This window comes from Pseudescherichia sp. AS216, assembly GCF_037152055.1.
Taxonomy (GTDB): Bacteria; Pseudomonadota; Gammaproteobacteria; order Enterobacterales; family Enterobacteriaceae; genus Pseudescherichia.
Genome location: NZ_JBBCMV010000003.1, coordinates 427,801 through 440,917 on the forward strand (window position 1 = coordinate 427,801; position 13,117 = coordinate 440,917).

Sequence of the window (13,117 nt, forward strand, 5' to 3'; positions counted from 1 at the left end):
CCGGGCAGGAGCTGACTATGCAACCTGACCTGCTGAGCCACGCGCACGTCGCGTCTGTTTTACAGCACTTTCGTACCCGTTCCCCTCTTGTTCACTGCATGACCAACGACGTTGTGCAGACCTTTACCGCTAATGTTCTGCTGGCCATCGGCGCTTCCCCGGCGATGGTAATTGAGCGTGAAGAGGCCGTGCAGTTCAGCGCTATTGCCGACACGCTGCTGATTAACGTTGGCACGCTTACCGCCGGCCGCGCGGATGCCATGCGCGCCGCGATCCACAGTGCGAACGACGCGAACAAACCCTGGACTCTTGACCCGGTTGCCGTGGGTGCGCTCGATTTTCGTACCCGCTTCTGTCGGGAGATCCTCTCCCTGAGGCCAGCGGCGATTCGCGGCAACGCCTCGGAAATAATGGCCCTGGCAGGCATGAGCGCAGGGGGGCGCGGGGTGGATACCACCGACTCGGCTAGCGCGGCGCGGCCAGCCGCTGAGCAGCTGGCGCAGGAAACCGGCGCAGTGGTCGCCGTCACGGGGGAGGTGGACTACATTACCGACGGCAGCCGCACGCTGAAGGTCGTCGGCGGTGCGCCGATCATGACTCGGGTTGTAGGCACCGGCTGCGCGCTGTCGGCGGTCGTGGCGGCAGGCTGTGCACTGCCTGGCGAGCGTCTCGTTAACGTTGCGGCAGCCTGCGGCCTGTTCGCCGTTGCAGGAGGGGAGGCGGCGGCAGAGAGCCGTGGCCCCGGCTCCTTTGTTGCAGCGTTTCTTGATGCCCTTTATCACCTGGATGGAGGCGCGTCAGCATGAAACGAATCAACGCGTTAACTATCGCCGGAACCGATCCAAGCGGCGGGGCAGGCATCCAGGCGGATCTGAAAACCTTCTCGGCTCTCGGAGCCTATGGCTGCTCAGTCATTACCGCCCTGGTGGCGCAAAATACCCTTGGCGTGCAGTCGGTCTATCGCATCACGCCGGAGTTTGTCGCTGCGCAGCTGGATTCAGTATTAAGCGACGTGCGTATCGATACAACCAAGATCGGCATGCTGGCCGATACCGATATTATCGAGGCGGTGGCGGAGCGGCTGGCGCACTATCGGGTAGAGAATATCGTGCTGGATACGGTGATGCTGGCAAAAAGTGGCGATCCGCTTTTAACGCCCTCAGCGGTTGCCACCCTACGTGCCCGGCTGCTGCCGCAGGTCTCACTGATCACGCCTAACCTGCCGGAGGCGGCCGCGCTGCTCGATGCCGATCACGCCCGCAACGAGCAGGATATGCATGAGCAGGGGCGGGCACTGCTGGCGCTCGGTTGTGAAGCGGTGCTGATGAAAGGTGGCCATCTCACTGACGGCGAAAGCCCAGACTGGCTCTTTACCCGCGAGGGGGCAACACGGTTCACCGCCCCGCGCATCGCCACGAAAAATACCCACGGCACCGGCTGCACGCTCTCGGCGGCGCTGGCGGCGCTGCGCCCGCGTCACGCTAACTGGGCCGATACTCTGGGCGAAGCCAAAATCTGGCTCACCAATGCCCTGGCGCAGGCGGACTCATTGGAGGTGGGGCAGGGCATCGGCCCGGTGCATCATTTCCACGCCTGGTGGTAAACGCAAAACATAAATAACCCTTCCGGCTTACGGAGGGGTAGTTAATATTTACTTTAATTAACTATGCTCAAATAGTGTCGCAGGTTCGCGGAAGCATCAACGCGTGATAACGGAGTCGATGATATGAAACAGCACGCTTTGCTATTACCGTTCATCTCTCTCTTACTGAGCGCCTGCGGGAGCAATGGTCCCTCGCCCTATACGGGCCATATCTCCACCAGGCACTATGAACACTATATCTGTTTAACCGCGCCTGAGGATGGAGAGATAGAGGCCTACAACCTGACCTCATCGAAGGATAACTTTAAGTCTACCTACTCTCCTGTAGGTGAAGAGGAGATTACCGTCCATGCGCCGGGCATCTGTTTTTTAGCGCGTTTTGATAAGGGCTATATCTACTCGTTTAATTATCAGGTAGACGGCGACTGGTATCACTTCCGATTTCTCAGCGATCAAAATGGCCGGATAACAATCCTACACGCCTCTTAAATAACCCACTATCGATTCCCGTACGCTTAGAGATAAATTTTCATTAAACCAAAAGTATCAAAATTTCCTGCGAGCTGGAAAAATCCGCCGCCCGGTACCAGGCTTACTCTGCCTGCGAACTCAGGGCAGGACTAACCACGTTCGCCTGCGGGCGAATCTTACGGGAGCCTCATCATGACTGATATTTCACAGCTGCTTGGCAAAGATGCCGACAGCCTGTTGCAGCATCGTTGTATGACCATTCCAGCCGACCAGCTCTACCTGCCAGGACACGACTATGTCGACCGCGTGATGGTCGATAACAACCGTCCTCCTGCCGTACTCCGTAATATGCAGACGCTCTACAATACTGGCCGTCTGGCGGGAACCGGCTATCTGTCGATTCTGCCGGTTGACCAGGGGGTAGAGCACTCGGCGGGCGCATCCTTCGCCGCTAACCCACACTATTTCGATCCGAAAAACATCGTTGAGCTGGCCATTGAGGCGGGCTGTAACTGCGTGGCCTCTACCTATGGCGTGCTGGCCTCGGTATCGCGCCGCTACGCGCACCGCATTCCGTTTCTGGTAAAGCTTAACCATAACGAAACCCTAAGCTATCCCAACACTTTTGACCAAACGCTCTATGCCAGCGTCGAGCAGGCGTTCAATATGGGCGCGGTTGCCGTGGGGGCGACAATCTACTTTGGCTCTGAGCAGTCGCGCCGCCAGATCGAGGAGGTCGCCAGCGCCTTTGAGCGTGCCCACGAGCTGGGGCTGGTAACCGTGCTGTGGGCCTACCTGCGCAACGCCGACTTCAAAAAGGATGGCGTGGACTACCACGTCTCTGCGGATCTCACCGGGCAGGCTAACCACCTGGCGGCTACCATCGGGGCGGATATCGTCAAGCAGAAGATGGCGGAGAACAACGGCGGCTATAACGCGGTGAAATATGGCTATACCGACGAGCGCGTCTACAGCAAACTCACCACCGATAACCCTATCGATCTGGTGCGCTATCAGCTGGCTAACTGCTACATGGGCCGTGCAGGCCTGATCAACTCCGGCGGCGCGTCGGGAGGCGAGGCTGACCTCACCGAGGCGGTGCGCACGGCAGTGATCAACAAGCGCGCGGGCGGGATGGGGCTAATCCTTGGCCGGAAAGCGTTTAAGAAAACGATGGCCGATGGCGTGAAGCTGATTAACGCCGTGCAGGATGTCTACCTGGATAATAAAGTGACCATTGCCTAATTAGTTACAACATGCTTTAAGTGAGTTTGTAGGCCCGGTAAGCGCAGCGCCACCGGGCGGTACTGTGCAAAAGCTGCAATGCCGGGCGGCGCTAACGCTTGCCCGGCCTACAACACTATCTTCCCGATCTGCATCACATTTCCCCTCTCTTTTGTGAAAAGTGTCACTCAGCCCTGTGCTATTGCCCAAAAATCACCCGTCGCTTAGCGGAAATTGTCTGAGGTATTGGCTAAAAATTCTGCATACATTTACATCTGAAACAGCTTTTCAAAATGAAGCAGGCACCTGAGACAAGGATCCGTAATGAAAATTGAATCTGTAAACGTCACCGTTTTTCAGTATCCCACCCGTCGTGTTTCCGATAGCGCTGGTCACTCCCATCCGGGCCCGGAGAGCATGGCAAAAATGGCGATGCTGACCATTACCGCTGATGATGGCAGCCAGGGGTTCTCGTTTGCGCCGCCGGAAGTGGTACGTCCCTTTGTCGTGAACACCTTCTTCCGCAAGGTGATGGTGGGTCAGGATCCCTTTAACCGCGAGCGCATCTGGCAGGACCTGGCTCACTGGCAGCGCGGTAGCGCTCATCAGCTCACCGAGCGCGCACTCTCCTTTGTGGAGCAGGCGCTGTGGGATCTGATTGGCCGCAAGCTCAACGTGCCGGTCTATAAGCTGCTCGGCGGCTTTCGGGACAAAGTTCCGGCCTACGGCAGCACCATGTGTGGGGACGATCTGCCGGGTGGGCTCTCCACGCCGGAAGAGTACGCCGCCTTTGCCGAAACCCTGGTCGCCCGCGGCTATAAGGCGATCAAGCTCCACACCTGGATGCCACCGGTCTCGTTTGCACCTAATCCGAAGATGGATATTAAGGCCTGCGCCGCTGTGCGCGAAGCCGTGGGGCCGGATATCGACCTGATGATCGACGGCTACCACTGGTACAGCCGCACCGAGGCGCTCTATATCGGCAAGGCGCTGGAGAAGCTCGACTTTGCCTGGTTTGAAGAGCCGATGGAGGAGGAGAGCATGTCCTCTTACGCCTGGCTGGCTGAGAACCTCTCTATTCCGATTATCGGTCCGGAGAGCCTCGGCGGTAAGCACCACAGTCGTGCCGACTGGGTGAAAGCCGGGGCCTGCGACATTCTGCGCGCCGGGTCCAACGGCGTAGGCGGTATCTCACCGACGCTGAAGGTCGCAAGCCTCGCCGAAGCCTTTGGCATGGACTGCGAAGTGCACGGCAACGGCGCGGCCAGCCTGGCGGTGGTCGGGGCGATCCGCAACTGCCGCTGGTACGAACGCGGCCTGCTGCACCCGTTCCTCGACTACGACGAACCCGCTGCCTATCTCAACAGCATCGTCGATCCGATGGATGAAGAGGGCTTTGTCCACCTGCCGCAGCGCCCTGGCCTCGGCGAAGATATCAATTTTGCCTATATCGAAGCCAATACCGTCAGTCACGACTAATAAAAAAAGCCAACGCCCGGTGGCGCTGCGCTAGCCGGGCCTACGTCTTACCCTACAAACGGTATACAGAGATGAAAAAAAACGCGTTGAGGGCTAGCCTGCTGGCGCTCTCGCTGATGATGGGGAGCGGGGCGACGCTGGCGGCCACGCCGCCGGATCAGCTCATCATCGGCATGAACATGAATAATCTCTTAAGTCTCGATCCGGCGGCGATGACCGGTAACGAAGTGGTCGGCATTGTCGTCAATCTTTACGACTCGCTGGTGGAGCTCGATCCCGACCAGCTTACCAACGTCCGCCCGGCGCTGGCCGAATCCTGGGCCATCAGCCCGGATGGCAAAACCCTGACCTTTCACCTGCGCAAGGACGTGAAGTTTCACTCCGGCAATCCGCTGACCGCTCAGGACGTGGTGTGGTCGATGCGCCGCCTGCTGCACCTCAACCTTGCCCAGGCCTCGGTGTGGAAATCCTATGGTTTTAGCAAAAAGAACATTGACGCTCAGGTGAGCGCCCCGGATGACTATACCGTGCAGATTGTCCTGCCGAAGGCCAACGATCCGCAGCTGGTGATCTACTCCCTCGGCGCGCTGGGCAATCTTGGCGTGCTCGACAGCAAAACGGTGCAGAGCCACGAGGTGAACAGCGACTGGGGCAACCGCTGGCTGACCACCAACGAAGCCGGCTCTGGCCCCTTTATGCTGGAGACCTGGCAGGCAAAAGACGTGCTGCGCATGAAGCGTAACCCGGACTACTGGCGGGAAGAGCCGAAGATGAGCCGCATCGTGCTGCGCCATTTCCAGGAGTCGCAGACTCTGCGCCTGATGATTGCCAAGGGCGATCTCGATATCGCTAACAGCATGGCGGTATCGGACATCAACGCCCTGCGTAAGGATCCCGACGTTACCGTGGAAGCGGTGCAGCGCGGAACCGTCTACTACGTAGCGATGAGCATGAAGGAGCCGCACTTTGCTAATCCCAGAGTGCGTGAGGCGGTGCGTTATCTGATTGATTACCAGGGGATCAACAAGGCGCTGATGCCCGGCTACGGCGTGCTGCACCAGCGGCCGATCAAGGCTGGAATGCCCTCGACATTGCCGGACCCAGGCTACCGATTGGACATCGCGAAAGCGAAAAAGCTGCTGGCCGAGGCGGGCTACCCGAATGGCTTTGATACCACCCTGCGGGTGCTGGCGGATCAGCCGTTCCTCAATATCGCCATCGCCGTGCAGTCCACCCTGATGCAGGCGGGTATTAACGCCAAAATCATCACCGGCACCGGGAACCAGATCTACGGTGCAATGCGCGAGCGTAAGTTTGACATGCTGGTCGGGCGCGGCGGCAGCGGCGTGGAGCCGCATCCGCACTCCAGCCTGCGCGCGCTGGTCTACAACCCGGACAACAGCGACGAGGCGCGGCTGACCAACTTCCAGGGCTGGCGCACCGGTTTTTACGATAAGCCGCTCAACGAGATGATCGATAAAGCGTTGCTGGAGCGCGATCCGCAGAAGCAGATTGCTGACTATCAGCAGATCCAGACCCGCTACGACCAGCTGATCCCCGCCCTGGTGCCGCTCTCCCAGATGGTGGACTCGGTGGTGGTCCGCAATGAGGTGAAGAACTTCCAGTCTCACCCCTCCGCCACCACCTTCCTGCGTGAGGTTTACAAAGAGCCGATTCATACCGGAGGAACCAAAGGATGAGTGTAGCAATCTTAGCGCCCGGCTCCCGCGCCAGGCGGTTCTCTAACCGGCTTGGTCAGGTGCTGATCACCCTGTTTGGCCTGCTGCTGCTGACCTTTTTTATCGGCCGGGTGATGCCCGTCGATCCGGTGCTGGCTATCGTCGGCCCGGACGCCGACCAGAGCACCTATCAGCAGGTTTACCAGCAGTTGGGGTTCGATAAATCTCTGCTGACTCAGTTCGGTATCTACTTCAACAACCTGCTGCACGGCGATCTCGGTAACGCACTGCTGACCGGTAAGCCGGTAACGGACGATATCCTGCGCGTCTTCCCGGCGACGCTGGAGCTGGCGACGATGGCCATTATTGTCGGTGCAGGCCTCGGCATTCCGCTGGGGGTGCTGGCCGCCGCGCGCCGCAACTCGGTCTCTGACTACGTAGTGCGCATCATCAGCCTGGCGGGCTACTCCACGCCTATCTTCTGGGTAGGGATGATGGGCCTGCTGCTGTTTTACGCCTGGCTGGGCTGGGTCGGCGGGGCCGGGCGGCTGGATATGGGTCTTGAGGGGCTGGTTCCGCGCCGCACCGGGCTGTTTACCATTGACGCCCTGCTGGCGGGGAATTGGGCGGTGTTCTGGAATGCCATCAACCACCTGGTGCTGCCCGCGTCGCTGCTCGGCTTCCACTCCCTGGCCTACATCAGCCGGATGACCCGCAGCTTTATGCTGGCCCAGCTCTCTCAGGAGTTCATCATCACCGCCCGGGTTAAAGGCTTAACCGAGCGGCAGGTGATCTGGAACCATGCGTTTCGCAACATCCTCGTACAGCTTCTGACGGTAGTGGCGCTGGCCTACGGCTCGCTGCTGGAAGGGGCGGTGCTGATTGAAACCGTCTTCTCCTGGCCGGGCTTTGGCTCCTATCTCACCGGTAGCCTGCTGCTGGGGGATATGAATGCGGTCATGGGCTGCGTGCTGCTGGTGGGGGTGATCTTCGTGATGCTCAACCTGCTCTCCGACATGCTCTACCAACTCTTTGACCCGAGGACGAAATCATGACGGTCTCTCTGGATACGCCGGTAACCGGCGGTGGAAATGAAAGCCGCCTGCGCCTGAAGCGCGCCCTGGTCCGCACCGGCGGTTTTATTGGCAAGATGGCCCGCAACCCGCTGACCGCCATCGGCGGCGGGATTATTCTCCTGCTGCTGGTCGTGGCCGCCTTTGCGCCGTGGATCGCGCCTTACAATCCGCTGGTGCAGGATCTTAACGCCGCACTGCAATCTCCGAACGCCCAGCACTGGTTTGGCACCGACGAGTTTGGTCGGGACATCTTTAGCCGCCTGGTCTACGGGGCGCGCATTACGCTCTACATCGTGCTGCTGGTCTCGGTCACCGTCGGGCCTCTGGGCCTGCTGCTGGGGGTGTGCGCGGGCTACTTCGGCGGCAAGGTTGATATGGTGCTGATGCGCGTCACCGATATCTTTATCTCTTTCCCAAGCCTGGTGCTGGCTCTGGCTTTCGTCGCCGCTCTTGGTCCAGGTCTTGAGCACGTGGTGATCGCCATTACCCTGACCGCCTGGCCGCCGATTGCCCGCCTGGCGCGGGCCGAAACCCTCTCGCTGCGCCAGGCCGACTTCATCTCGGCGGTACGCCTGCAGGGGGCGTCACCGGTACGCGTGCTGTGGCGTCACATTGTGCCGCTCTGCCTGCCGTCGGTGATTATCCGCATCACCATGAACATGGCGGGGATCATCCTGACCGCCGCCGGGCTGGGCTTCCTCGGTCTTGGCGCGCAGCCGCCAGAGCCGGAGTGGGGGGCGATGATCTCCAGCGGCCGCACCTACATGATGGAGTGCTGGTGGGTAGTGACTATTCCGGGGCTGGCGATCCTGATCAACAGCCTGGCGTTCAACTTCTTAGGAGATGGCCTACGTGACATCCTCGATCCTCGCAGCGAATAACGCGCCCCTGCTCGACGTGCGCGATCTCCATGTCGACTTTATCAACGGACGCGCGGTCACTAACGCAGTACGCGGCGTCTCCTTTCAGCTGGGCCGGGAGAAGTTGGCCATCGTTGGCGAATCCGGCTCCGGTAAATCCACTGTCGGGCGCGCTTTGATGCGCCTGCATCCGGCTAAGGCCCGCATTACCGCCGAACGGATGCACTTCGGCGATATCGATCTGCGCACCGCCAGCGAGGCGCAGATGCGCACCGTGCGCGGGAAGCGGATCTCCATGATCATGCAGGACCCGAAATACTCCCTCAACCCGGTAGTCTGCGTTGGAGATCAGATCGCCGAGGCCTGGCTGACCCATCATCCAGGGCGCAAGGCCGAAGCGAAGGCCAAAGTGCTGGAGATGCTGGACGTGGTGCGTATCCGTCAGCCCGAGCGCGTCTATAACCTCTATCCGCATGAGATCTCCGGCGGACAGGGGCAGCGCATTATGATCGCCATGATGCTGATCACCGATCCCGAACTGGTGATCGCTGACGAGCCAACCTCCGCGCTGGACGTTTCGGTGCGTTTACAGGTGCTGGGGCTGCTGGACGATCTGGTCCAGTCTCGCGGGCTGGGGCTGATCTTCATCAGTCACGATATCAACCTGGTACGCAGCTTCTGCGACCGGGTGTTGGTGATGTACGCCGGGCGGGTGGTGGAGTCGATTGCCGCCTGCGATCTGCATAATGCCCAGCACCCCTATACCCAGGGGCTAATCAGCGCCCTGCCGGAGATCCACCATCGTCGTCCCGTGCTGCCGGTACTGCAGCGTCAGGCCAGCTGGCTTAACGAGTGAGGAGCACACTATGATCGATGTGAAGAACCTGAACCTGTCCTTTGGCGAAGGGGAGAAGCGTAACCAGGTGCTGTACGACGTGAGCTTTAACGTGCAGCCAGGAGAGATTTACGGTCTGGTGGGCGAGTCCGGCTCGGGTAAAACCACGGTGCTGAAGTGCCTGGCGGGGCTGTTTACCCACTGGGATGGCGAGCTGGCGATCAACCGTCAGCCGCTGGAGCACCGGCTTAATCCACAGCGCTGCCGGCTGGTGCAGATGGTGTTTCAGGATCCCTACGGCTCGCTGCATCCGCGCCATACCATCGGTGATATTCTGGAGGAGCCGCTGCATATTCACGGTATCGGCGACCGGGATCGACGGGTAAACCGCCTGCTGGATCGCGTCGGGCTCAATCGCGCCTTTCGCGATCGCTTCCCGCATCAGCTCTCCGGCGGTCAGCGACAGCGCGTGGCGATTGCCCGGGCGCTGATCCTGGAGCCACAGGTGCTGCTGCTGGATGAACCCACCTCGGCGCTGGACGTGTCGGTGCAGGCGGAGATCCTCAATCTGCTGGCGGAGCTGCATCAGGAGTCAAAGCTGACCTATCTGATGGTGACGCACGATCTGGGCGTCATTGCCCACCTGTGCCAGAAGATTGCCGTGATGCAGTACGGCAAGATCCTTGAGACGCTGACGGTAGACGATCTGGTGAGCGGTCAGGCAAAAACCGACTATACGCGGATGCTGGTCAATGCCAGCCAGCAGTACAGCCGGGAGATGGCGCGAGCAGTGGCGGCGTATTAACGCCGATGGTTATGCCGAACTTGCAGGCCGGGTAAGCGTAGCGCCACCCGGCAAATCGTTACCGCAGCAGTGGGCAGTCCGGCGGCAGGCGACATTTAAGCGCGCCGGGCAGGATCTCCATTCGGAAGTGCTGCCCGCTCAGCGGCTCGCCGTCAAGGTTAAAGGTGATCTCATGAGGGGAGGTCACCTCAAACCAGGCCGATTCGCCGTCCACGATATTCGGGCTATCTTCCGGTTGGGTGAGGGTGGTAAAGAGCGCGGGAAGAAGCTCCTCCCCGGTAAAAATGCGTATCTGCAGCAGACCGTCGTTGATCAGCGCGCCCGGGCAGAGCTGTTGTCCGCCGCCCGCCTGGCGGCCGTTACCAATGCCGATCACCAGCGCGTCGCCCTGCCAGGAGAAGTTTTCGCCACGGATCTCAACGCTGTCGGCTTTCAGGGTATCCATGCGCATCAGGCCGTGAATGACATAGGATACGCCCCCCAGCGCGGCCTTCATCCGCTCTGGCGTTTCAGTCGTGATGCGTGTGCCAAACCCGCCGGTGGCCATGTTGATAAAACAGGTCTGGTCGTTAACCCGGGCAACATCTATCGGCACGGCCTTGCCGACAATCGCCAGCTGTAGGGCTTTATCCAGCGTTTCCGGGACGCCTGTGCTGGTGGCAAAATCGTTGGCGGTGCCGAGAGGGATGATCCCCATTGCCGGGACGTTCTCACCCGTCGTGTTGACCAGCGCCGTCGCCACTTCATTGATCGTGCCATCGCCGCCGCCAGCGATCACCGTAGCAACGCCAAGCTCTACGGCTTCCGCGACGTAGCGGGCAGCGTCACCTTTTTCCCACGTGACCCTGACGTGCAGCTCGATACCTTCGTTACGCAGCAGAGTGACCGCCTCGCGCAGGGTGTCATCGCCTGCACTTTTGCCATTCAGAATAAGTAAACTCGACGGATCGCTAGTCATCCTAAAACCCTGAAAAAGAGAGAGTGAAGAGAGTGTATCTTAGCTGGAACGGGAACGTGTAAGAAGTGGCTGAAAGACGCTAAAAAAATAGGCTTGGCTTAACAAGCCCGATCCGCTGGACGTTTGGTGTACTTCCACCCCAGGAACCACCCAACGACTGCGCCAATCAGAAACATCACCGGCGTGCCGATAAAAAAGATAGATGCATTCGCCGACATCTGATCGTCGCCATAAATGGGACCAACGAAGTAGCCACATATCGCTGGCAATAGCAGGTACATCAAAAGAGCACCGCAGAAGGCACCGACGATCGTACAAATGAAAATTTTTAGCTTTCTCATATCCCACCACACACTCTCTTTTAAAACATTAAAGCTAAATCATCGGCGTTCCGTTATTACGGGAATAGCTAATAAATTTAGCAGGTTATGTTTAATACTATAAATAAACATGCTGGATGAGATTGAACAAAAAACCACATATCTAGTGAGGATAGTTTTATGTAGGCAAAAAAATGGCCTGCGTAAGGGAGATTACACAGGCCAAGGAGGTGGTTCCTGGTAGAGCTAGCATTTATGGGTTATGTTTTTCAGCGCAGAGATAATACCCTTATCAAGCGAAACGGTATGTGATCCGATTCTAAGATTCATATCACTTGAAAAAATAACCCAACTGTACTACTTCGCCTATCAGGCAGCGTGCGGGTTGCGCGTCGTCTGGCCGTTGAAATTGCGCATCAGCAGACCATACTCTAGCTGCATATCCGAAGGCACCGGCAGCCAGACGGTGTAGCCATCGCCCGGTGCAACCGGCATTGCTTCGCCTTTGGCATTCTCCATATGCTCCAGGGTGAAATTAACGTTGCCGTGCGGGGTCATCAGCTCCATGCTGTCGCCCACGGAGAACTTATTCTTCACCTTCACCGCCGCCAGCGCGCCGTTGCGCTCGCCGGTGAACTCGCCGACAAACTGCTGGCGATCGGAGATCGAGTAGCCCTGCTCGTAGTTCTGGTAGTCGTCATGGGTATGGCGGCGCAGGAAGCCTTCGGTATAGCCCCGGTGTGCCAGCCCTTCTAATGTCTCCATCAGGCTGGTGTCGAACGGTTTACCGGCGGCAGCGTCATCAATGGCCTTGCGGTAAACCTGCGCGGTACGGGCGCAGTAGTAGAACGATTTGGTGCGGCCCTCGATCTTCAGCGAGTGCACGCCCATCTGCGTCAGGCGCTCAACGTGGGCGATGGCGCGCAGATCTTTCGAGTTCATGATGTAGGTGCCGTGCTCATCTTCGAACGCAGTCATGTACTCGCCGGGGCGCTGGGCCTCTTCAATCATAAACACCTTGTCGGTCGGCGCGCCAATCCCCAGCGTCGGCTCGACGTTTTTCACCGGGATCGGCTCGTGGACGTGGACGATATTACCCACGGCGTCCTCTTTGCCCTCCTGGACGTTGTACTCCCAGCGGCAGGCGTTGGTGCAGGTGCCCTGGTTCGGATCGCGCTTGTTGATATAGCCCGAGAGCAGGCAGCGGCCAGAGTAGGCCATACATAGCGCACCGTGCACGAAAATCTCAAGCTCCATCTCCGGCACCTGCTGGCGGATCTCGGCGATCTCATCCAGCGACAGCTCGCGGGAGAGGATCACCCGGGTCAGGCCCATCTGCTGCCAGAACTTCACCGTCGCCCAGTTGACGGCGTTAGCCTGCACCGAGAGGTGAATATCCATCTGTGGGAAGTGCTCGCGCACCAGCATGATTAAACCAGGATCGGACATGATCAGCGCATCCGGCCCCATCGCCACCACCGGCGCTAAATCGCGGATAAAGGTCTTCAGCTTGGCGTTGTGCGGCGCAATATTCACCACCACGTAGAACTTTTTACCCAGCGCATGGGCTTCGTTGATCCCCAGCTGGAGATTCTCGTGGTTGAATTCGTTATTGCGCACGCGCAGGGAGTAGCGAGGCTGGCCCGCGTAGACGGCATCCGCGCCATAGGCGAAGGCGTAACGCATATTTTTCAGCGTTCCCGCCGGGGAGAGGAGTTCCGGTTTAAACATGATGTTCTCGTTCTGATGACAGGTCAGATCCGCCGCAGTTCGGTGGGCGGGCAGGGGGTAATCCCCTGTTTTAAGG

13 protein-coding genes are annotated in these 13,117 nt (G+C 59.1%); 10 read left to right on the forward strand and 3 right to left on the reverse strand.

The window, feature by feature from the left end; all coding sequences use genetic code 11:
- Positions 1-17: 17 nt before the first annotated feature.
- From thiM to WFN61_RS11385, 10 genes are all read left to right on the forward strand, one after another.
- Entirely contained in the window at positions 18-806 is a 789-nt protein-coding gene (gene thiM / locus WFN61_RS11340; protein WP_337038692.1) for a hydroxyethylthiazole kinase, read from the forward strand.
- Positions 803-1,603, forward strand: a complete 801-nt coding sequence (gene thiD, locus WFN61_RS11345) for a bifunctional hydroxymethylpyrimidine kinase/phosphomethylpyrimidine kinase (protein WP_312273941.1) — start codon at positions 803-805, stop codon at positions 1,601-1,603. Before thiM ends, thiD begins: the two co-directional genes overlap by 4 nt.
- Before the next feature lie 123 nt (positions 1,604-1,726).
- Positions 1,727-2,092 carry a hypothetical protein gene (locus WFN61_RS11350; RefSeq protein WP_312282692.1) on the forward strand — a complete coding sequence of 122 codons (366 nt, stop codon included), beginning with the start codon at positions 1,727-1,729 and terminating at the stop codon, positions 2,090-2,092.
- Between the two features lie 174 nt (positions 2,093-2,266).
- Positions 2,267-3,319, forward strand: coding sequence for a class I fructose-bisphosphate aldolase (gene fbaB, locus WFN61_RS11355; RefSeq protein WP_238085162.1), 1,053 nt, complete (start codon positions 2,267-2,269; stop codon positions 3,317-3,319).
- A 303-nt stretch (positions 3,320-3,622) separates the two neighbouring features.
- The gene (locus tag WFN61_RS11360; RefSeq protein WP_144817211.1) at positions 3,623-4,777 is read left to right on the forward strand and encodes a mandelate racemase family protein; all 1,155 of its coding nucleotides are present in this window, start codon (positions 3,623-3,625) and stop codon (positions 4,775-4,777) included.
- A gap of 71 nt (positions 4,778-4,848) precedes the next feature.
- Positions 4,849-6,477 (forward strand): ABC transporter substrate-binding protein, encoded by a 1,629-nt coding sequence (locus tag WFN61_RS11365; protein ID WP_312282691.1) that lies wholly within the window; start codon positions 4,849-4,851, stop codon positions 6,475-6,477.
- Positions 6,474-7,511, forward strand: coding sequence for an ABC transporter permease (locus tag WFN61_RS11370; protein ID WP_312282690.1), 1,038 nt, complete (start codon positions 6,474-6,476; stop codon positions 7,509-7,511). Before WFN61_RS11365 ends, WFN61_RS11370 begins: the two co-directional genes overlap by 4 nt.
- A complete protein-coding gene (locus tag WFN61_RS11375; RefSeq protein WP_144817218.1) occupies positions 7,508-8,413 on the forward strand; it encodes an ABC transporter permease in 906 nt (301 codons plus the stop codon). The genes WFN61_RS11370 and WFN61_RS11375 overlap by 4 nt, the downstream gene beginning before the upstream one ends.
- Entirely contained in the window at positions 8,385-9,248 is an 864-nt protein-coding gene (locus WFN61_RS11380; protein WP_144817409.1) for an ABC transporter ATP-binding protein, read from the forward strand. Before WFN61_RS11375 ends, WFN61_RS11380 begins: the two co-directional genes overlap by 29 nt.
- Before the next feature lie 10 nt (positions 9,249-9,258).
- Positions 9,259-10,032, forward strand: a complete 774-nt coding sequence (locus WFN61_RS11385; protein ID WP_222888305.1) for an ABC transporter ATP-binding protein — start codon at positions 9,259-9,261, stop codon at positions 10,030-10,032.
- Positions 10,033-10,090: 58 nt separating this feature from the next.
- On the opposite strand, the gene yegS is transcribed toward WFN61_RS11385, so the two are convergent.
- The 3 genes from yegS to trhP form a co-directional block, all read right to left on the reverse strand.
- On the reverse strand, positions 10,091-10,990 hold the full coding sequence (gene yegS / locus WFN61_RS11390) for a lipid kinase YegS (RefSeq protein ID WP_144817222.1): 900 nt from the start codon (positions 10,988-10,990) through the stop codon (positions 10,091-10,093).
- A gap of 98 nt (positions 10,991-11,088) precedes the next feature.
- A complete protein-coding gene (locus WFN61_RS11395) occupies positions 11,089-11,331 on the reverse strand; it encodes a hypothetical protein (RefSeq protein WP_312282689.1) in 243 nt (80 codons plus the stop codon).
- A 348-nt stretch (positions 11,332-11,679) separates the two neighbouring features.
- Complete coding sequence (gene trhP, locus WFN61_RS11400) at positions 11,680-13,041, reverse strand: prephenate-dependent tRNA uridine(34) hydroxylase TrhP (protein ID WP_312273932.1); 1,362 nt, start codon at positions 13,039-13,041, stop codon at positions 11,680-11,682.
- Positions 13,042-13,117 lie beyond the last annotated feature (76 nt).